Raw genomic sequence first — 20628 nt, forward strand, 5'->3', positions numbered from 1 at the left:
AGATTATGGTGACAAACAGTTTCTGAGTCATTTGCCCAGCAAGATATTGCATAATAAGCCTTTTACGACAGTCCTCATCTAGTCATTGAGCCAGCCATGTTAAAAGTTCCTCAACATTTTAATTGTCCAACCTGTAAGTCACCGCTCAAAAAAGTTAATGCTTCAGAGACAACTCAGGGTCGGATGAAGTTTGGCGCACTGGTTTGCGAGTCCTGCGATCGACCCGTGGGTCAGGTCAGCTTTGGCAAACTAGATTTTCTGCGGGTGTCGGATGCGATCGTGTCTCAGTCAGAATCAGCGCCTCACATCTGCGAAGATTTTACTTACAAGCGGGTTCCCTGGCACGATGCAAGCATTCGATCGTCAGGCATGTCTAGATATGATTTGGGCTGGACTCCCGAAGGATTTGCAGGCGTTTTATTTGCAGATGACAAAACAGATTGGGAAATTATCATTGAAACCAATGCGACAGATTTAGGCATTCGTTGTCTGTCTCATAGCTGGAGTGGCGCGATCTATGTCACCGTTAATGGACAAGATGAAAAATACATCGATCTCTATGACGAACATAAGGGCGATATTAAACGCTACCCAATTTTTCAAGACCTGAGTGGATCTAAAACTGTAAAAATTCGCCCTGCGGATACTCACAAATCTCCCCACGGTAATCAAGTTTTCTTCTCAGGGTATGATGCCTGCTTTAACCAAAAACAAGGTGCAGATTCACTTGCTCGATCGGAGGTTAATCGAGGTAACAGCTTTCCACCAATGTATGAGTGGGTGTTGCCAAAGCTGGCAGAAGACGCATTTGTTTTAGACTGTGGGTCGGGCGATCGCTGCTTTAAAGATTCGCGCTTTGTCGGGTTTGAGTATATGTCGTTTGAGCTACCGGATGTCTTTGGCGATGGTCATGCGCTACCCTTTGCCAATGAAGTGTTTGATGTGGTCTTTAGTCAAGCCGTCATGGAACATATGCGAGACCCCTATCTAGCAGCCCGCGAAATTGCACGAGTGCTAAAACCCGGAGGATTGGTTTATGTCGAATCAGCGTTTATGCAGCCGCTCCATGCAGTTCCCTATCATTTCTTTAATACAACACCCTGGGGCATTGAGGAGCTATTTACCGACGCTGGATTGACGGCTGAGATGACTGAATGGTTTGGTGCATTATCGGGCAGTATGCAGTGGTATTTAGACTGTTGTGGCGGTGGTCAGTTGTCTAAGTTAGAGCGCACCCTTCTGATGAGAATTTTACGCAAAGTCGATCGACAAACTAACTACGAGTCCTTGAAGCCGATCGCCAGCGCTGTGGCCTTTTGGGGAATTAAGCCTGGCGAAACTCATGCAAAATGGAAGGCTGCTTTACAGGGAAGCGATCGCCCCACGTTTAAGTATTAAAGATTGGCGTAAATTTGATAAAGCTAGTTGCTTCGAGTTAGTTTGCAAGATGTTACCACTGCGGAATCCGCATCACCCGTGGGGGACTTTAAACTAGCGTTGTCTTAAAGTCCCCCAAAATGGAGGGTTAGGAGGCAGAAGCAATCTATTTGATCGCTTGAACTTGCATCTCGTAAAAGCCATTGACAAGCAGGGCGTTGGTGCAGGTGACCTCTCTAAATCCACAGCTTGCAACAATAGCCGATAGCGACTGAGCGCTAAACATGTTGTAGTGAAAGTTGCCGCCGTAATCCTGGGCCCCGTAGGTAATTTTTCTCAAAGCATCCCAGGAGAAATTCCCTTTTGAATACTCCATCAGCATATGTTCTGCGTCAGGGCAAATAATCACAAGCTTGCCGTTTTGTTTGAGCAGATCATACCAGTAGGGTAAAACGTGAGTCTTAAGCTCATATTCCGGCATATGTTCAACTAGGTGAGCCGCATAGATTTCTGAGACGCTGCCTTTCTCAAAGGGTAATTGACTCACATCTGCAATCACATCTACGCCAGGAAGACTTCTCTCATCTACATTGATGTAGTCCTCCATGACTTTTGTTCCACAGCCGAGATTGAGTCGTAGATCAAAACACTGGTCAAGTTTGGCTGGGTTGAGAATCGAGGGTGCAGCTTGCGTTTTTGCTTGATAAGAAAGCTCGCTTCTGATCACTTCCCCTTCAATAATGACTTGAATTCTGGTCTCATCCAGCAGTCGCTTTAAATCTCGCAGATCTTCTCTCAGATCACTAATTTCTTGTTTAATCTCTTGCGTGGTTTCTTCAGCCCTTTCTCTAATGTCAACTTTCACACTAGAAATTAAATTGAATAGCTCTGTCTTAATAGTTAATAACTCAGTGTCCATAATTTCTTGCCTATCTTCGATTCGCCTTTCAACCTGTTCTAGCTTATTCTCGAAGCTCTGGCGCGATCGTTCTAGTTCAGATTTTAGTTGATGGTTTTCGGCGACCAGCGTGCGGTTGATCAGCGTCTGCATCTGCATGGAGTTGTACAGCACTGAATGAATGAATTTTGCCGCCTTGGGAACGATCACCCGGTTAGCGATCGAGTTCAATACGCCCCAGCCGATGATCTTGGGTTTGGTAACTTCCCAGTCTGCCCGCAGATCAGCAGGATTGGCTCCATCTAAAGGAGTAGACACGTTGGCATCGGTGGCATGTTCCATCTTTTGAAGCTCTCTTTCTCGCTTGACGACTTCTTGTTCAAACTGCTCGATCGTAGGGTGGCTAAAGGACTTAACTGTAATCAGAGCCTCCATCAACGTTGTGTAGCCTTTGACGCTGGCTTTTGCCATATTTCTCGCCGACAACACCTCAACTCTCCGCTTTGCCCCAACGCCTAGCCGCTGTCTGAGGTGATCATCCGTGACGAGCTTGAGAATTTTTTGTGCCAAGTCTTTAGGATTGTCAGGCTCAAACAAAAGCCCCGATTCGCCGTCGGTCACGACTTCAGGAATTGCCCCGGCTCTCGCCCCGATCACAGGCTTTTGGTGAACCATCGCTTCGAGCGCCACCAGCCCAAACGATTCGTAGCGCGAAGGAAACACCATAAAGTCACAGTTGGCATAGAGCAATTCTCGCCGCTCTTCGGTGACCATGCCGAGAAACTGTACGCGAGTTTGCAGGGTGCGGTTTAGAATCGATCCGACCTTTTCTTGCCAACCTTCGATGTCTTTGCCCGCAATCCAGACTGAAATGCGCGAATCTTGAGGCATGAGGATTTTGAGCGCTTTGAGAAAGATATCAATGCCTTTGCGAGACTCTAATCGCCCGATAAAGAGAATTTGAATTTCTCCACGCTGAAGATCTTTGGGTAGCTCGCCGTAGTTTGTAAAATTGCTGTAGGCAGGCCAGGGCTGTACGCCGAGTAGCTGCACCGACCAGCGATCGTCCGGTTCTACTTGATAAGCCGACACAAAAGAGTCTTTGACGCTCTGACTGATGGCGACCACCGCATCTGCATGACTCACCAACGCCTGTTCCATTTCTGCACAGAGTTTCAAGTCTTGATTCATTTGCCAGCCGTTGATCTCCATTGAGACTAAGAGTGGCGTGACCAATCGAACCATCAAAGGCACCTTGAGCTGAGAACGGTACGCCAAAACGCCAATACTTTCAAAATCCCAGACCGCCGATTCAATGACGCTAATGGGGCGATCGTGGTGAATCGTTTCAGTCAGTTTGGCGACCTTTCTAGACCAGGCCAGATTTTTAGACAAAATTGGATATTCAGGCAAACAGTCTGCATACTCCACCACGGCCACTTGAATATGAGTAAACGGGCCGACGACAATCGTCGCATCTTGAACGCCACGACTGATCACCGTCACTTCATGCCCTAGCTGAATCAATTCTCTAGCAAGGGTTTGATTGTATGCGCCAATGCCTCCAAAAGCGTGCGGCGGAAATTCTTGAGAGATGATCAGAATGTGCATTTTTTGCGGCAAAGGGTTAGCGGGGGAATGCGTTTCGACAACCTCTAAGTAAGGCAGAAATGGCAAGGTTGGAGCCGTGAGCGATCGAGAAAATTTTCGAGGAAAGCAGGCATCATAATAACCGCGCAAAGCCCCTGCGATCGCGCAACTACAGTGATAGAGCGCCTCTTTTAGCCCCAAGTCGCCGCCATACCAGGCTCGAATAAATTCTAGACATCGTTGCTTAAGAATATTTTTTGCGGTGATTGCCACTCTTTTGACGATAGAAGTGGTTTTATTGGCATTCTTCATACCAAAGTAAACTGTGTTTTTGGAAATAACTTTCCAGTTAAAGTTGTATTTTCCTAAACGGTTGTGGCTTTGAGCAAACTCATGTCTAACGTAAGCTTGATTGGCGTTTGCGAGTAGACCGCCTGCCTGCTGCAATCTTACGGCTAAATCCGTTTCGTCTAAGTAGTAGTCATATTGTTCATCAAAGCCATTGACGGCAACCAGCGCTTCTCTAAAAAAGGTTGAATTTGTCCCCATCAGATAGCGATAAAACTTAGTATCTGTTACGCGGGGATCGGTGAGGTGTACGTGGGCAGCGGTTCCAAACAAATCGGTAATGCCTGCCTCAAACTGAAAGAAAAAGTTATTTGCAAAAAAGGTGCGTCCGCCGATTCCTACGACACCGGGGAGAATCTCTTGATAGCGGTTGACAATTTCTGTGAGCCAATTGTCGTAGGGCAGCGCGTCGTCATCAATGAAAGCAACAATGTCACCCGACGCTTGTTCGATGCCTAAATTCCGTGAGATTGACAGGTTTCTCAGGGAGTTTTGAGCAATTTTGACTTCTTTGCGATCGGCGAGAACCTGCATCGTGTCGTCTTTAGAAGGGCCGTTGACCACGATGACTTCAAAATGGGGATAGTGCTGATCTTTTAGATAATTGAGACATCTCAACAGATAATCACTACGGTTGCAAGTACAAATGACGACTGAAACTTTGAGCGGCTCTTTTTGAGCATTTGAGCGTTCTATTTCATCTAAGATTGAATATAAACTTTGTTTGACCGTGGATGGACTAAACCGATTGGCCTGCCGCAGTCCATGATGAATGGTGTCTTGTCGCAGTCGCTCATTGCTAAAGATAGAATGAATGCGATCGACAGCTTTTTTAACATCCAGGCTATCTAATGCACCGGGACTACTTCCCAAGGTGGTTTGTACCGCAGTTGAGGCATAAGCAACCACAGGAATCTGATAGTTAAACGCCTCGACGATCGGCACACAAAATCCTTCATGCTCACTCGCGCACAGAAATAAATCAGCCGCTTTGTAATAAGCAGGCAGGGCCCCATCTTCGACTTTTCCGGAGAGTGTAATGCGATCGCTCAACCCATATTGCTGAATTTTGGAGACAATTTTACTGTAGTAAGTATCTTCTTCTGAGTACCGACCGACTAGATACAAATGGGGCGTTTGGTCAGGATGCTGGGTCACATAATGAGCAAAAATATCAACCAGGAGATCTTGTCGTTTGTTAGGAGCAATTCTACTTACAAATAGCCAAACTTTATCGGCATCCCCTCTCAAATCAGCGATTAATCGCTCGGCAGGAGAAGTCCTGGGTGGCACTGGCACCGCGATCGGCAATTCTTGAACTGAGTTGAAGCCTAAAGCTGCAATTTCTTGACAGTTATAAGGAGAATCTCCGATCGCGAAATGATAGTGGTGAATGATTTTTTGAAGTTGAGATCTCCCTTTTTTGCAGAATTCGTAGAGGCGATCGCCCCGCTCAAAAAAGGTATGCGGCGTGATGTTGTGGTAAGCAAGAATCTTGTACCCTCTCAGCCCCACGATTTCGGGTGCAAGTTCTGAGTAGCCCGAAAAGTGATGGATCAAAACCACATCTTCATCCATCTGAAACTCAGAGAAAGGGCGGCGATAGGCTTCTACCCGATGGTCTGCATATTTACTAAAAATTTGAGCGTTTTCTCCCCGCTCTAAAAGCATTTGATGGAGCCGGATAACTTGATTAGAAACTGCATCGCCAAAATCTAACGCATCTAATACCTGCACATATCTCAAACTCATCCGCCTTCTCCTAAGCCTGCAACAAGGGTCTACTCAGATTACGTTTGTTTTTCAAGGTTAGACTGTTCATTACAATAAGCTTGTACTTCCGATCCACGCATCCAATTTTTCTATCTTGAATGACGCTCAAAAAGCCAGATTTAAGGCTCATAAATCGTCACGATAAAATCTTCTGCTAGGTAGGTCGGCGGATCATCAAACCAGCGAATTGCTTCTTGCACCAGGGTCAATCTGAGCACATAGCGGCCCGATTGGGTAGGTGCTTGAAGTTGCATTTGATAGGTCGTTGCTACCTGTCGATTAAATGAGAGTATACCGGATGCTTGTGTCAGTGGAGGCAGCAGTTTTGTCCGTTCTCCGCCATACACAATTCTTTGGGTGGCTTGTTCATTCATCCAGTGATAAGAGAGATGAACAGGATTTGGAGAATAGCTGTTCAACACAAAATCGCTGCTGTTTGTCAACTCCACTGAGATAGAAAATTTTCTATTAGTTGTGAGTTCAGTAGGGACTTGCCTCGCTTTTAGTTTAATCTTATCAACGGGAATCTCTGGCAGCGGAGGCATGTGTAGATGGGTTGCAATTTGAGTGGGATTGATCGGTTGGTGAGACCCGATCGCAAACAAACTGGAAGCCGATCGCACGTCCTGTTTAGAAAATTTTCTCAATAAACTGCCTCCCAGATTGCTCTGAGTGGCAAACCAAATCAACACATGCTCAAAATGCTGACTAAGTTGACGTTTTAGCACCCGTGGAGATTGCTCGTTGATATGCATCAACACTTCATTAGACGTTCGGGGTTGTGCCGGGAGATAAGCTCCTATAGAAGCAGCAAGCCTCCGTCTGCGTGCATAGTCATATTGGTAATACCAGAGGTTGGGAGATGTGTGGATGATCAATAACCCATCTGACTTGAGTTGTTGAGAAACTCGCCGATACAGGGTGTTAACGTCCTCGACTGATAATTGCTCAATCACATTAGCAGCGATCGCTAAATCATAGGTTCTTTCAGGTAACTCAACGGTACAGATGTTATCGCAGTGGAAATGTACTTTTTTTTGCTGTACTTTTTCTTGCAGGGCTGGGTCGTCTTCAAACCACTTTTTGGTCTGTGCGATCGCGGCTTCAGATTTGTCAATTGCACTCACTTTAAACCCTCTTCGAGCGTAGAAATAGCTGAGTTCGCCTCGCCCACAGCCCAGATCAAGAAGACTGCCAGAGTGTTTTGTGCTGGCGATTGCGACGATCGCTTGTAGTCTGGGATCTTCTAACTTTTTGCCGTTGTATTTTCGGTAGGATTTATAAGCACTAAAGTCTCTAGTGCAGTAGTCAAGCGTATGAGGCTGAACGGATGAGTCCGCTAAAAGTGACCCTTGCGATAACTGCGAAGTCGCTCGGCGTTGTCTCATTTGCGCTAAATAGGATTCAGAAACTTTGATCAAAAGTTCGCCTGCATATCCTGGAATCACGCCATACCATTCCACCAGATCTGCATATCGCAGCAGAAACTCGCTGACGGATGAAAAGTTGTACTGCGTCCAAAAATAACCATCCACTAAGACAAATCGCCCTTGTTGAAAAGCAATCTCTAAATCATGAAAAGAGCCATTTCCATCTTGTTGTCCATCCACATGAATTAAGTCATAGATATCACCCGGAAACTGCTGCATCGTCTGGGTATCTTCTATCAAAAAATCAGCCTTAAACGATCGCGTGATTTCTTTAGCCCAGTTGATAGCGCCTTTAACGCCGCCAAACTGATCTGAATCGATATCAATTCCCACATAGTGAGCGTCAGGACTGCCCTTGAGAAATGCCGCAGCAGAATAGCCAAACCGCACCCCAATTTCTAAAATAGAAGTCGGCTTTAGCGTATGCGCGATCGCCCATTTCAATCGATAGTAATCAACCCAGTCATCAAATAAATCAATCAGAGGATCGTCAGGATTTGCAGTCTCTCTAAAGTCATATTGAGAGTGTTTAAACTGCTGAATAATCGATTCAAACATGAGCTTTCCTGTGGGTCTCGACAGTTGGGTAAAGGTTGACAATTCCTCCCCAACCCCTGGTTTCTTTGTCTCGCAAAACTTTGAAAGAAGCGGCATTGTGGACACGAGCAATATTGCGCTCAAAGTATCCTTCTCTGCCTCCATCTGAAACGCCGATCGTAATCGTGTAATCCCCTTCTGCAAGCGGGACGTTGACCCGAAAACAAGTCTCGATCGTGGTGCCTTGATTCACTGACCCAATTGGTTGATCAAGTCCGTAGGTATGATTGACAAAAACTGTAAAGCCCGTGCGATCGCGAATCATAAAGCCCACTACGGGGTCATCAAATGCTTCCAAAAATTCCACACCGATGACAATTTGCAGCGATCGACCACTGATTACAAACTCTGTTTTCTGGTTGTCTTCATCCAATAGTTGAACGGAGTAAACTTTTAGCTCTGGTGAAACAACTGCAACGACATCAGATCCGCTGCTAGAGAAGTTAGTTTGAGGTGAGCCTGTCTCAGAAGGCGCTTGAATCGCTACCGTTTCTAGTTCGCGATCGTTTTGTTTGAGCAGTTTGACTTCGTATAAATCAATCACCTGTTTGGCATCGGCTCTCAAAACTAGCCTGCCTGCCTCAAATAAAACAGCTTGTTTACATAGCGAATAAACAGATCCAGAATCGTGAGAGACAAACAGGAGCGTGGTGCCTCCATCTCTGAGCTTTCTAATGCGTTCAAAACACTTTTGCTGAAAGAAAACATCCCCGACGGCCAGCGCTTCATCGACAATCAAAATATCAGGCTCAGTACTGACAGCGACCGCAAAAGCTAGACGAACAAACATGCCGCTCGAATAGGTTTTGACAGGCTGATCAATGAAGTCTCCAATGTCAGCAAACTCGGCAATCTCTTCGACTTTGTGTTCGATTTGTCGCTGGCTTAATCCCAAAATGCGTCCATTAAAAAACACATTCTGTCGCCCTGTAAACTCTGGATTAAAGCCACTTCCAAGCTCTAATAATGCTGAGACGCGCCCGTTGACTTTCACTTCGCCCGCAGAGGGAGTCAATGTCCCCGCGATTACTTGCAGGAGTGTACTTTTGCCCGCTCCGTTTTGCCCAATGATGCCCAGGGTTTCCCCTTTCAAAACCTGCAAGTTTACGTCTTTAAGCGCCCAAAACTCGTCTGCCAATTGCTTGCGAGGCAGCAAAATTTCTTTGAGGCGATCGACGGGTCGTGCGTAGCGCTTAAAACATTTGGAGACGTTTTTTAGTGAAATTGCAACCTCACCCATAATCTGATACTGCCAGCTAACAACTGCCTCACACCCAGACAACACCCCAAAACCCACTAAAGAATACCACTAAACTTTATCGATTCTGTGTGTATGCACCCAGTCAGTCTGCGCTCTAAAAAAACTGGTTAGAGAATGCGGTTGATATCTCACTTAAGCGCGCAGTTGTTCACAGTTTCGGCATAGGGGATTGGTCACCTCGTTGCTGATAAATTCCTGACGCAGCGCCTGCATGGGAGCGCCATTCCAGATGTCTGCCAGGGTTTGATGATTTAGATTTCCTAGTACATAGCGCTTGTCGTAATCCAGACAGCAAGGCACTACATCGCCATCCCATTTAATCGTCATGCGCCGCCAGGGAAAGTCACAGGTCACATAAGGTTTTTGTAGGGTTTGAGAAGCTGCCAGAACGTTCACATCTTGAGCATTGCCATCCCAATTGATAAAAGACTTGGAGAGAAACTCATCGATCCCAGGAATCGATCGCCAATAGTCACCCAATTGCTGAATGCTGCCTTCGTTGAGCGGAAAGTTGATCATCGACAAGGTAATCCGCGTTTGATAGCCGCCTTCAACTTTGCGCTTAAGAAAATCAAGCAGTCTTTGTTTAGAGAGATCGTAGGCGTTTTTGACTCCTCTGATTTGCTCAAAAGAGGCGTTGTCGTGTCCGTCTAGTGAGCAGTACAGGTGAGCCGGATGCGCTTCTAATAAGTCGTGCGCCACTCGCTCGGTCAGCATGAAAGGATTGATCGACAGAGCCGTTTGAAGCCCCCGATCGCTGGCGTAGCGCATAAACTTGGCAAACTCTGGATGCACCAGGCTTTCACCAAATCCATGTAGCCAAACTTCTGACTCTCTGGCCGCTTTGGGATTCGCCCTGACAAACTCATCGATCGCGCGCTGAAACAGATCAAACTCCATTAGTCCTTGAGCGCGGGTCATGTTATTCGTTCTGGCACACATGACGCACTTGAACGGGCAGCGGTTGGTCAACTCAATATTAAAGATCGTAAAGGGATAGGTGACCGTCAGAGGGCGGGTTTGAGCAGAAGGTTCGAGAAGGGGCGGCTCATCCGTTTCGTCATCTAAAGATGGCTCTGGGGATGGCTCTGGGTAGCTCTGGAGTGGACTGACCTCGACTGAAGGCAGGACACGCCCTGAAACGCTGTCTGAGACACTTTCTGAGACACTCAAACTGTCTTCTTCCAGCACGGGCAACAACTTTTCAACATATCTTCTCAACGTTGACACCAAAGACATGGCTACTTCTCCGCAATTGACTCACACACATAGCACTCAGGATAACCTGCTAATCTTGCATCGTTTTGTTAAGCGATCGCCCAAACTCTAAAGACCTGAGATCGGCTCTCTATTCCAGGTATACTTCCAAACTCTTGGAGATCCCCTTAACCCCCTTTGGGAGGAAAAGAAATGTCTTTAAAGTTTCCTTTTTTACCTGAAATGATTCAGGAGAATTTAAGGGGTCACTCGATTAGAGAACGTCTGCAAATGCAGGACGGAGGCGCTTGTAAATCCACAGTCCCCCGCAAAAAATAACCAGGGAGACGACCGACGTAGCTCCCCATTCCGTCCACAGATGCACTTCGCCAACCAGGATCAGATCGCGGTTAACTTCGACCAGGACTGCCAAAGGGTTTAGCCAAAATACCCAGGGTTTGATTTGGGTTGGAATAATTGAGACGGGATAAACGATCGGGGTCACATAAAACAGAAGATTGACCAGAACCCCGATCGTCTGAGGAATGTCTCTCAAAAAGACAGTCAACCCTGCCATCAAGTAGCCCAATCCCGCGGTTAAAAGCAATTGAGGAACCCAAACCAGCGGCAGCAGCCAAAGTGTACTGTGAATAGTATTGCTGGTAAATGCTACAAACAAAATCAGAGCCATCAAGCCTAATGAACTTTCAACAAAGGCGGACAAAACGGGCACCAACGGCAGTAAGGTCAGTGGAAAAACAACCTTTTTGACTAAGTTGGGTTGCCCGATCACTGACACAGAGGACTGCACCAAGCCTGTTGTAAAAGCCGTCCAGGGCACCAGTCCCGCAAAAAGCCAGAGACCATAAGTAAAATTATTGGCGGGAAGACCAGGCAGTTTGAGTTTGACCTGAAGGACGATTGAAAACAGATAGGTATAGACCAGCAGTTGAGCGAGTTGGTTAATTAGTGACCAGAGGTTGCCTAAAACTGATCCTTTATAACGGGCCTCCAAATCTCTCTGGACAAGCGTTTTCAGCAGATCCAACTTTGTCCACCACGGATGATGAGTCGGCAGCTTTTGGATAACTTTGCGGGCAACTGCCTTGACTGGTTTTAACAAGCGATCGTTCCCCTTCGCTAAATGTTTGCGAGATCTGAGGAAGAGACAACTGTCAAACGCTGAGTCGATTGCAACATCGATTGCAACGATGAGAAAGCAGATCCGCTCATGTTCTCGCTGGTAGACAGGATATCAGGTGACGACTTGCTGTAAAGCCTGAGCGATCGCTTGTTTTTGTTCGGCATCATAGCCCCAGCGTTCTAGAAAGCTTTGATACTGCCCTGTGCCAGATGCGATGCTCTCTAGCAAACTCTGAACCTTGGTTTGCACCTCTGCCAGTTGAGTTTGTTGAATTAGATTAGTCGTGCGTCGCTGCACTCGTTCTGAACCCTTAGCTAAATCAAGCTTCTGACTGCGTGTGTGAGCCAAGATCATGGCGGTGGACATGGCCAGATTTTTGACCAGCAGTTCGGACACCATTGAGGGGGACGATCGCAGCGCTGCCACCACTTCTTCAGAAGGTCGATCCGCCAATGGACGAGCGTCGGTTAGATAGGTGACAAAAAATCCTCGTGCGCCATTTTCAGTCGCGACTAAGTTGGCAACGGTTGCGGCATCTGACTCAGACAGGCCCTCTTGCTCAATTTTAGACAGCAAAGATTGAGTGAGGGCGATCGCCTCCTCAAAAGAAATGGAGTCAGGGACGATGAAAGTCGGGTCAATCGTCATACTTTTTTGGCGTTCATGGGTATGATTGTACTCAATTATGGCGATCATCTCCTCTAAAAAACAGGCGCTTGAGCCAGAAGATCTAGATACACCAGTGGGACAGCTTCCCCTCTCGGTGTCCGATTCGCATGGCGGCGGCCAGCCTCCCAAAAAGCCTCCCAAGGTCGCCCTACAACCAGAGCCAGACGATCGCGACAAAAAAGCGGCTAAAGAACTGCTCCAACCAGAGTCAGAACCCGAAGAACACGGCAAGCAAGAAGATCACCTGCGTCCCCAAAGCTTGCAGGACTACGTGGGACAAAAAGATCTCAAAGACGTTTTAGATATTGCCATTCGAGCCGCCAAAGCCCGACAGGAATCAATGGATCACCTGCTGCTCTATGGCCCGCCTGGACTGGGCAAAACCACGATGTCGCTGATTCTCGCTTCTGAGATGGGGGTCAATTGCAAAATCACCAGTGCGCCTTCTTTAGAGCGTCCCCGCGATATTGCTGGACTGTTGATGAATTTGCAGGCCGGCGACGTGCTGTTTATTGACGAAATTCACCGTCTGCCAAGAATTACAGAAGAACTGCTTTATTCCGCGATGGAGGATTTTCGACTCGACGTGACGATCGGCAAAGGTCAAAGTGCTCGAACTCGATCGCTGCCCTTACCTCCCTTTACGCTGGTGGGCGCGACGACGAGGGTAGGAGCTTTGACTTCTCCGTTGCGCGATCGCTTTGGGCTGATTCAACGTCTGCGCTTTTACGAATTAGATGAACTGACAGAAATTATTCTCCGTACGGCGAGTCTGCTGAATACGGCCATTACTTCTGATGGAGCCAGCGAAATTGCCCGGCGCTCTCGCGGAACGCCCCGGATTGCTAACCGACTGTTAAAGCGGGTTCGAGATTATGTTCAGGTCAAATCTTCGGGCAAAGTGACTCAAGACGTGGCAGCAGAGGCGCTGGAGCTATTCAACGTAGACCCCTGCGGATTGGACTGGACGGATCGACGCATGTTAAGTTTTATGATCGAGCGGCACAACGGCGGCCCAGTTGGGTTGGAAACGATCGCCGCCTCCACGGGAGAAGATGCCCAAACGATCGAGGAAGTCTACGAACCCTACCTGATGCAAATTGGCTATCTCAGCCGCACCCCACGGGGAAGAATCGCCACCGCCGCCGCCTGGAAACATCTTGGCTACCAGCCACCCGACAGCCAAATGTCATTTTTGTCCTAAATCTGGAGTTGTCGTATGAGTCGCTTGTTGCTGAAATCTTTGCTGGCTTTTTTGCTGGTGATGATCGTCGAATTTTCTACCCTGCCTGTCTTAGCGGAGGAGGCTCCTGTCTCTACACCTGTGCCGACGGTTGAAGACGTGCCTGCCCAACCGACTGCGCTGGATATGTTTTCTCAAGTCGGGGAGTTGAGGCAGAAAGCCTTTGAAGCTACCAATAAAGGAGACTTTAAGACGGCTGAGGGCTACTGGACTGAAATGATCAAACAACTGCCCGATAGTGGGGCTGCTTGGAGTAATCGTGGCAATGCCAGAGTCAGTCAGAACAAACTTGAAGACGCGATCGCCGATTTCAACAAAGCGATCGAACTGGCTCCGACGGCTCCTGATCCCTATCTCAACCGAGGCACTGCACTCGAAGGATTGGGTAAGTGGGAAGCCGCGATCGCTGACTACAACCACGTTTTAGAACTTGATCCCAAAGACCCAGCCGCCTACAACAATCGCGGGAACGCCGAGGCTGGACTAGAACAATGGGAAATCGCGGCGGCTGACTTTAAAAAAGCGGCTGACATGGCTCCTGAGTACGCCTTTGCCCGTGCCAACTACGCGCTGATTAAATACCAACTGGGCGAAACCGATGAAGCTATTCGCACGATGAAAAATCTGGTTCGTAAGTATCCCAAATTTGCTGATATGCGGGCTGCGTTGACGGCGGCGCTCTGGGTACAGGGCAAACAAGGCGAAGCGGAAAGCCAGTGGGTGTCTGCGGTGGGACTCGATCGCCGCTACAAAGACCTGAAATGGGTAAAAACGATTCGTCGCTGGCCCCCCGCCATCACTGCTTCTTTAGAGAAATTCTTGAGCCTCAAGTCCTGACCAATTGCTGAATGGCGATCGCCGTTAGTTCCTGCACGTTGGCAAACACGATTTCGGCTCCGGCTTGTCGCAGAGATTCTGCATAGGCCGATTGGCGATCTCCTTGAGATGCCCGCAAGGGGTCGCTCGTTTCCTGAACGTGAGGTGGCAAAACTCCCACCCCTATCCAACGGCGATCGGGCTGAATCTGACGGGCCCGTTCCACTGTGTACATATCTGCAACGGTGTCGCCGACGTAGATCACAGGAAGCGAAGCATTCTCAGCAAAGGATTGGACGCTGGCAAATAGTCCCGTGGGGTCAGGCTTACCGGGCGCATCCTCCATCGCGACTAAGAGAGGCGATCGCAGCCCCAGTCTTTTCTCCAATATATAATTTGCGGAGGCTCTGGTTGCCCCACTAAAAAAGCCCCAGTGAATGCCTGCCTCGGTCAGACTGTCTAAATATTTGGGCTGCATTAGCAACGGTTCTTGACAGATATAGCCCGTCCAATTGTCAGGATCAGTTCCCCGGTAGCGAGACTGGAAAAACGCCACCAGCTCTGAATAGTCGAGATTGAGCGAACTTCGCGACGTGCCTTGAGCTTCAAAGTAGCGATACGTCAACTCCTGCGACGCTTCCCAATCGTTGTTCCAAACGCCTTCTGCCTTGAGCGCATCAATTTCCTGCGATGAGGGACGATAGGCTCCTTGAGTAAATTTTTCCACTGTATTAGCCAGAGCGCGACGGTAAGATCCGCTGACATCCCTCACCACGCCATCAATGTCAAAAATGACGATCGCTCCCTTCAAATTCACTGCTTGACTCACTAAATCCTCCTCTCTAACACTCAATCTCTCAATCTTCACCCCCAGACCAGAACAGTACGGTAGAATAGCTGATTGTAATCAAAGCTTGGGACTGCGCTGGAGGTTGGATTGACGAAGTTTATTCTAAAGGTTCTCTGGCTAGATGAGAACGTGGCACTGGCGGTGGATCAGGTGGTTGGCAAGGGCACGAGTCCTTTGACTTCTTACTTTTTTTGGCCGCGCAACGACGCATGGGAACAGCTAAAAACTGAACTCGAAAAGAAACATTGGATTACCGAAGCCGATCGCGTTGAGTTGCTCAATAAAGCGACTGAGGTGATCAACTACTGGCAAGAAGAGGGCAAACGTCGTCCTATGACAGAAGCTCAGGCAAAATTTCCTGAAGTCACCTTTACAGGTAGCGCTTGAGGATTGACTGAGATCAATTTTTGAATCGGTCAGAACAGCCCTTAACTTGCAATCTTAGCGAGTTGGGGCTTGTTTTATACCCTGGTGGTGTAGTCTACAAATGGCATCATTTTTGTTTATATCTTTCATCGGTTTAACTTATCTAAGAAGTCCTTACTGCTAAAGATCCAAAAAGCTGCCGAGATTCCTCAACTCCCAAATAGTCACAAAATTACGTCAAGAATTTGAGACTTTTACAATGATTTGATACGGTTTATGACAGAACGTTAAATTTTTTCTTCTCTAGATTTCTTTAGCCAATTTTATTTAAGGCAGGTAGCTCATGTCGATGACCATCGCTCCCGATCAAATTGAACGGATTATTTGGAACCAACATCACGATCCGTTTGAGGTGCTGGGGCCCCATCCGATCGAGCGCGATGGCAAAACAGTCTGGGTGGTGCGAGCCTATCAGCCCAACGCAGACGCTGCCTGGGTGGTGATTCCTGAGCAGCGGGCCGAATATCCGATGCAGTCGGTTTACCATCCTCACTTTTTTGAATGCACGATCGACACCCCCGAACTTGCCAACTATCAGCTACGGGTCAAGGAAGGAGAGCACGATCGCGTCATTTATGATCCCTACGCCTTCCAGTTTCCCTTCTTGACGGATTTTGATACCCATCTTTTTTCTGAAGGCAACCACCACCGCATCTACGAAAAGCTGGGGGCACATTTCACCAAGCAGAATGGAGTTGAGGGGGTCTACTTTGCAGTTTGGGCACCCAACGCCCGCAACGTCTCAGTGATTGGAGATTTTAATTATTGGGATGGGCGCAAACACCAGATGCGGAGGGGTTCGACGGGCGTGTGGGAACTGTTTGTTCCTGGCTTAGGGGTCGGAACTCACTACAAGTACGAAATCAAAAACCAAGACGGGCACATCTACGAAAAGTCCGATCCCTACGGATTTCAGCAGGAAGCACGACCCAAAACAGCCTCGATCGTCGCTGATCTCGACTCCTACCAGTGGCAAGACCAGGATTGGATGGAGCAGCGCCGTCATACCGAGCCTTTAACTAAGCCTGTTTCCGTCTACGAAGTTCACATTGGCTCGTGGCTACATGCTTCTTCTGCCGAGCCTGCCAAGTTGCCCAACGGAGAAACTGAACCTGTTGTTGTCGTCTCCGAACTTAAGCCAGGAGCCAGATTTCTGACCTATCGAGAATTGGCTGCCACGCTGATTCCCTATGTGAAGGAGCTGGGATTTACTCATATTGAATTGTTGCCGATCGCTGAACATCCCTTTGATGGCTCGTGGGGCTATCAGGTGGTGGGGCACTATGCCTGCACGTCTCGCTATGGCACGCCTCAAGATTTTATGTACTTTGTCAATCAGTGTCACGCCAACGGCATTGGGGTGATCGTTGATTGGGTGCCGGGTCATTTTCCCAAAGATGGTCACGGTCTGGCGTTTTTTGATGGCACTCATCTTTACGAACACGCTGACCCGCGTAAAGGCGAACACAAAGAATGGGGCACCCTCGTTTTTAACTACGCTCGTAACGAAGTTCGCAACTACCTGGTTTCTAACGCCGTCTTCTGGTTTGACAAGTACCACATTGATGGAATTCGCGTCGATGCGGTTGCCTCAATGCTCTATCTAGACTACTGCCGCAAAGAAGGCGAATGGGTGACTAACCAGTATGGCGGTCGAGAAAACATTGAGGCGGCTGAGTTTCTGCGTCAAATGAACCATGTGGTCTACAGCTATTTTCCGGGGGTGCTGTCGATCGCCGAGGAATCCACGTCCTGGCCGATGGTGTCCTGGCCAACCTATGTCGGGGGACTGGGATTCAATCTCAAGTGGAATATGGGCTGGATGCACGACATGCTCGATTACTTCCACATGGACCCGTGGTTTCGCCAGTTTCACCAAAACAACATTACCTTTAGCATCTGGTACAATCACAGCGAAAACTTTATGCTGGCGCTCTCCCACGACGAAGTGGTGCATGGCAAGAGCAACATGATTGGCAAAATTCCGGGAGACGAATGGCAAAAATTTGCGAGTTTGCGCTGCTTATACGCCTACATGTTTGCCCATCCAGGTAAGAAAACGCTGTTTATGAGTATGGAGTTTGGGCAGTGGAGCGAATGGAATGTCTGGGGCGATTTGGAATGGCATCTCTTGCAGTTTGAGCCACACCAAAAGCTACAGGACTTTATGAAGGCGCTCAACACGCTCTACCGTCGCGAACCCGCCCTCTACACTCAAGACTTTGCCCAAGAAGGGTTTGAATGGATCGACTGTAGCGACAACCGTCACAGTGTTGCGTCTTTTATTCGTCGTGACAAAGATTCTGATGAGTCGGTGATTGTTGTTTGTAATTTCACGCCTCAACCTCACAGTCACTACCGCGTTGGCGTACCAGAGCCGGGATTTTACACGGAGCTTTTGAACAGTGATGCCCGTGATTATGGCGGCAGCAATATGGGTAATCTGGGCGGTAAATGGACGGATGAGTGGGCTTATCAAAATCGTCCTTACTCGATCGACCTCTGTCTCCCTCCATTAGCGACGCTGATCTTGAAGCTCGATCGTGCCAAAACTCAAGCTGCTCTCAAAGACAGCGAGTAGCTTATTCAATCACAGGGATTGTCTAGCCGCGTCGGACGGTTCTGCCCGGTTCGCATGGCTCCAATTAGCGTGGAGACAATTATACATCGCTTGGCAGGGCTGTTTGACACAAATAGGGTGACTCTTCCGGTTCTGCCATTTACTTCGCCGTAGTGGTTGAATTGGAGTTTGTGGATGCCAAATTTGTCTGCCTGAGGGTTAGTCTCATCGGGGTCTAGTTGGATGCCTGGGTCTAAACTACTCCAGGGAAGGCGATCGGGGTCAGTGATTGGGGCTGTGGATTGAATCACCCACTGAACTCGACCATCTTTTTGTCTAAAATTGACCTGCTGGTTGATACGTTTGAGCTTGGCGGTACTTTGCGCTTTCCGCAGGATTTCAAACACTTGACCCTGGGCAATGTTCAATTTTTGGGTGTTCAAGAAGGCTAACCAGCTTGGGGCAGCGATCGCGACCAGGACTCCAATCAGCAGCACCACAACCAGACTTTCAATTAGCGTAAATCCTTGATTTCGAGATGGGCCAAACTGTAGCTTTGAGTCAGGTTTGAATCTTACTCCAATTTTTTGGAAACTTGAAGGGTGCAGATGCATGTTCGATCGCCCTGATGCTGAGAGTATTTCACAGATCAGAATTCCCTAAAAATCGAGCCTGCTTGATCTACCACGCAAGCTTTCTGCATGAGATGCGGTCAGACAGCACTTGAATAGCACAAAGCCCAGTCCTTACAAAAGTTTCAGGCACCGGGCTTCATTTTCAACGCTTCATTCTTAACGATGACAAGTGTCGCTAAACCGGACAGTCGTCTCCAGATCCGTCGATCATCGCTCCTAAGAGCGTTCTGATAGTCACACACCGCCGCGGATTTGGGGCAGCTCCAGGTCGAATCGTGATGGTATAGCCAACCGCAGCAGAAGTTGGAATCAAGTTGCCGTCTGTGTCGAAGATGACTCTGGATGTGGCAGGAGTTGCACTGAGTCGAATCGTTCCGGGCTTGAGGTTGCCGATCGACTGCCAGGTGTTGATCGTCCGGTTTGCACAGGTGACGGTGTTTGTGGTGTATTGAACGGTTGCTACTCGTGGGTCGTTGCCGTTGTTGTCAAAGCAGACTTCTCGACTGAGTTTGGTGCGTTTTGCTTCGGCTTGAGCCGATCGCAGCACTTCAAAAACTTGACCTCTCGCCGCACCGACCCGTTGATTGTTGACAAAAGCGATCCAACTCGGAGAGGCGATCGCAAACAGGACGGCGATCAACAAAATCACAACTAATAGTTCGATCAGGGTGAAGCCTGCGATCGAGTTCTTTGATTTTCGCCTTCTCATCTTCTTCTCCAGTAAAAGCACAGCAAATCACAGCCCTCTAAATCTTATTCAACACGCCACGAACCAACACTCGCGTCTCCATCGGAATCGGAACACTGCCTCTAAGGGGAATTCCAGGTCTCCCTGCGGCGTTGCCTTGAATCCGCACAACAACTTCCTGGTTGAGGGTGCCATTGCTGACCGCTCCTTTGACGCAGACGTAAAACCCTCTTGCAGGCGTATTGGTCAACGGATTGGTCGGCGCGGTAGTTGGGGTGAGTACGTAATCTGTAGTGGGTGCCGGGCAAGTAGGGGTGGCTTGACTGCCACTGAGATCAACAAAATCGACAAGGACTTGGTTGGGTGTATTAACACTCATCCCAGGTCTAGCTACTAAAGGAACTCCGTTAGAACCGAGCGGCCAACGAGAAAATGTAGTGTCTTGACCTGCGGGATAATACCAGCCAGGAGTTGGTTGAGGATTGCCACCTGCACTAGCGGTGGGCGTAAAGGTAAATTGTGGAAGCTGATAGCGCTTGATTCTAGCTTTACCTCTCCAGTTGTTTTCAGCCCGTCCACTCAGTGAGTAGACAACTAACGTGTACATCTGACGAGAAATACAGGGAACCCCAACAATTGCTGGGGGCAAGTTGGCATTGTTTGCAGTCGTGGCGATCGCCCGTGCATTTGTCGAACAAGCTGCAATCAGAGGGTCAGGTAAGGGGTCAACTCTCCAGAACGCTAGAACGGGAATATTTTCCGTGTTTCCGCTTCCAGCAATTTCGGTCGGAAGCGCATTCGTTAGTCCTGGGCAGGTCGGATCACCTGATGGTGTCAAGCATCTGCCGTCATAAACGAAGACCGCCTCACGTAAATCACGGGAGATATAGTCGATCGCCATTTGCATTTCGCGCTGGGTGTCGCTTCGGGAGGCTTCTCGCTGGTTGGTTTGAAGAAGCTGTACTACGGTAAAGAGCAGCAGCGTGACGATGATTCCTCCAATGAATAGGGCCACTAGAAGCTCGATCAGGGTGAACCCTTTGAGGTTGCCCTTTTTCCGATAGAACCAGAGCCGAAGAGGGTGCGATTTTTGTTGTTTAGCCATCATTCTTTCCTGATTCGATCG

The 20628-nt window shown here is 48.4% G+C and carries 15 protein-coding genes; 5 read left to right on the forward strand and 10 right to left on the reverse strand.

The genetic code is table 11. The features are described 5' to 3' along the window. Nucleotides 1-96 precede the first annotated feature (96 nt). Nucleotides 97-1398 (forward strand): class I SAM-dependent methyltransferase, encoded by a 1302-nt coding sequence (locus ACKFKF_RS01385; RefSeq protein ID WP_446866032.1) that lies wholly within the window; start codon nucleotides 97-99, stop codon nucleotides 1396-1398. 145 nt (nucleotides 1399-1543) lie between these two features. On the opposite strand, the gene ACKFKF_RS01390 is transcribed toward ACKFKF_RS01385, so the two are convergent. The 6 genes from ACKFKF_RS01390 to ACKFKF_RS01415 all read right to left on the reverse strand — a co-directional run bounded on the left by ACKFKF_RS01390 (nucleotide 1544) and on the right by ACKFKF_RS01415 (nucleotide 12263). Then, a complete protein-coding gene (locus ACKFKF_RS01390; protein ID WP_446866033.1) occupies nucleotides 1544-5965 on the reverse strand; it encodes a glycosyltransferase in 4422 nt (1473 codons plus the stop codon). Nucleotides 5966-6105: 140 nt separating this feature from the next. Continuing rightward, nucleotides 6106-7974, reverse strand: a complete 1869-nt coding sequence (locus ACKFKF_RS01395) for a methyltransferase domain-containing protein (protein WP_446866034.1) — start codon at nucleotides 7972-7974, stop codon at nucleotides 6106-6108. Beyond that, on the reverse strand, nucleotides 7967-9253 hold the full coding sequence (locus tag ACKFKF_RS01400) for an ABC transporter ATP-binding protein (protein ID WP_446866035.1): 1287 nt from the start codon (nucleotides 9251-9253) through the stop codon (nucleotides 7967-7969). Before ACKFKF_RS01400 ends, ACKFKF_RS01395 begins: the two co-directional genes overlap by 8 nt. 153 nt (nucleotides 9254-9406) lie before the next feature. Next, nucleotides 9407-10513: a radical SAM/SPASM domain-containing protein gene (locus tag ACKFKF_RS01405; protein ID WP_446866036.1), complete on the reverse strand. Its 1107-nt coding sequence runs from the start codon at nucleotides 10511-10513 to the stop codon at nucleotides 9407-9409. A 232-nt stretch (nucleotides 10514-10745) separates the two neighbouring features. Further along, nucleotides 10746-11594, reverse strand: a complete 849-nt coding sequence (locus ACKFKF_RS01410) for an ABC transporter permease (RefSeq protein WP_446866037.1) — start codon at nucleotides 11592-11594, stop codon at nucleotides 10746-10748. 132 nt (nucleotides 11595-11726) lie between these two features. Beyond that, nucleotides 11727-12263: a hypothetical protein gene (locus ACKFKF_RS01415; RefSeq protein WP_446866038.1), complete on the reverse strand. Its 537-nt coding sequence runs from the start codon at nucleotides 12261-12263 to the stop codon at nucleotides 11727-11729. Nucleotides 12264-12300: 37 nt separating this feature from the next. Between ACKFKF_RS01415 and ruvB the strand changes: the two genes are divergently transcribed. Together ruvB and ACKFKF_RS01425 are read left to right on the forward strand one after the other, a co-directional pair. Further along, nucleotides 12301-13488, forward strand: a complete 1188-nt coding sequence (gene ruvB, locus ACKFKF_RS01420) for a Holliday junction branch migration DNA helicase RuvB (RefSeq protein WP_446866039.1) — start codon at nucleotides 12301-12303, stop codon at nucleotides 13486-13488. A 15-nt stretch (nucleotides 13489-13503) separates the two neighbouring features. Continuing rightward, complete coding sequence (locus ACKFKF_RS01425; protein ID WP_446866040.1) at nucleotides 13504-14364, forward strand: tetratricopeptide repeat protein; 861 nt, start codon at nucleotides 13504-13506, stop codon at nucleotides 14362-14364. Here the strand turns inward: ACKFKF_RS01425 and ACKFKF_RS01430 are convergent. Further along, the gene (locus ACKFKF_RS01430) at nucleotides 14354-15172 is read right to left on the reverse strand and encodes a TIGR01548 family HAD-type hydrolase (protein WP_446866041.1); all 819 of its coding nucleotides are present in this window, start codon (nucleotides 15170-15172) and stop codon (nucleotides 14354-14356) included. The two genes, ACKFKF_RS01425 and ACKFKF_RS01430, sit on opposite strands and share 11 nt — an antisense overlap. Nucleotides 15173-15280: 108 nt before the next feature. Between ACKFKF_RS01430 and ACKFKF_RS01435 the strand changes: the two genes are divergently transcribed. Together ACKFKF_RS01435 and glgB are read left to right on the forward strand one after the other, a co-directional pair. Continuing rightward, on the forward strand, nucleotides 15281-15580 hold the full coding sequence (locus ACKFKF_RS01435) for a 30S ribosomal protein PSRP-3 (protein ID WP_446856616.1): 300 nt from the start codon (nucleotides 15281-15283) through the stop codon (nucleotides 15578-15580). Between the two features lie 322 nt (nucleotides 15581-15902). Beyond that, entirely contained in the window at nucleotides 15903-18200 is a 2298-nt protein-coding gene (glgB, locus tag ACKFKF_RS01440) for a 1,4-alpha-glucan branching enzyme (RefSeq protein WP_446866042.1), read from the forward strand. Between the two features lie 5 nt (nucleotides 18201-18205). Here glgB and ACKFKF_RS01445 read toward each other — a convergent pair whose 3' ends face one another. From ACKFKF_RS01445 to ACKFKF_RS01455, 3 genes are all read right to left on the reverse strand, one after another. Beyond that, nucleotides 18206-18793: a pilus assembly FimT family protein gene (locus tag ACKFKF_RS01445; protein ID WP_446866043.1), complete on the reverse strand. Its 588-nt coding sequence runs from the start codon at nucleotides 18791-18793 to the stop codon at nucleotides 18206-18208. 196 nt (nucleotides 18794-18989) lie between these two features. After that, nucleotides 18990-19523, reverse strand: a complete 534-nt coding sequence (locus ACKFKF_RS01450) for a prepilin-type N-terminal cleavage/methylation domain-containing protein (protein WP_446866044.1) — start codon at nucleotides 19521-19523, stop codon at nucleotides 18990-18992. Between the two features lie 37 nt (nucleotides 19524-19560). Beyond that, nucleotides 19561-20607 (reverse strand): PilW family protein, encoded by a 1047-nt coding sequence (locus ACKFKF_RS01455; RefSeq protein ID WP_446866045.1) that lies wholly within the window; start codon nucleotides 20605-20607, stop codon nucleotides 19561-19563. Nucleotides 20608-20628: the final 21 nt, after the last annotated feature.

The organism is Phormidesmis sp. 146-12 (assembly GCF_052939495.1).

Bases quoted from the DNA above. Each gene is read 5' to 3' on its own strand.
- ruvB (WP_446866039.1), top strand. From the start codon at position 12,301: ATGGCGATCATCTCCTCTAAAAAACAGGCGCTTGAGCCAGAAGATCTA.
- ACKFKF_RS01395 (WP_446866034.1), bottom strand. From the start codon at position 7,974: ATGTTTGAATCGATTATTCAGCAGTTTAAACACTCTCAATATGACTTT.
- ACKFKF_RS01390 (WP_446866033.1), bottom strand. From the start codon at position 5,965: ATGAGTTTGAGATATGTGCAGGTATTAGATGCGTTAGATTTTGGCGAT.
- ACKFKF_RS01385 (WP_446866032.1), top strand. From the start codon at position 97: ATGTTAAAAGTTCCTCAACATTTTAATTGTCCAACCTGTAAGTCACCG.
- ACKFKF_RS01415 (WP_446866038.1), bottom strand. From the start codon at position 12,263: ATGACGATTGACCCGACTTTCATCGTCCCTGACTCCATTTCTTTTGAG.
- ACKFKF_RS01445 (WP_446866043.1), bottom strand. From the start codon at position 18,793: ATGCATCTGCACCCTTCAAGTTTCCAAAAAATTGGAGTAAGATTCAAA.
- ACKFKF_RS01425 (WP_446866040.1), top strand. From the start codon at position 13,504: ATGAGTCGCTTGTTGCTGAAATCTTTGCTGGCTTTTTTGCTGGTGATG.
- ACKFKF_RS01455 (WP_446866045.1), bottom strand. From the start codon at position 20,607: ATGGCTAAACAACAAAAATCGCACCCTCTTCGGCTCTGGTTCTATCGG.
- ACKFKF_RS01450 (WP_446866044.1), bottom strand. From the start codon at position 19,523: ATGAGAAGGCGAAAATCAAAGAACTCGATCGCAGGCTTCACCCTGATC.
- glgB (WP_446866042.1), top strand. From the start codon at position 15,903: ATGTCGATGACCATCGCTCCCGATCAAATTGAACGGATTATTTGGAAC.
- ACKFKF_RS01400 (WP_446866035.1), bottom strand. From the start codon at position 9,253: ATGGGTGAGGTTGCAATTTCACTAAAAAACGTCTCCAAATGTTTTAAG.
- ACKFKF_RS01405 (WP_446866036.1), bottom strand. From the start codon at position 10,513: ATGTCTTTGGTGTCAACGTTGAGAAGATATGTTGAAAAGTTGTTGCCC.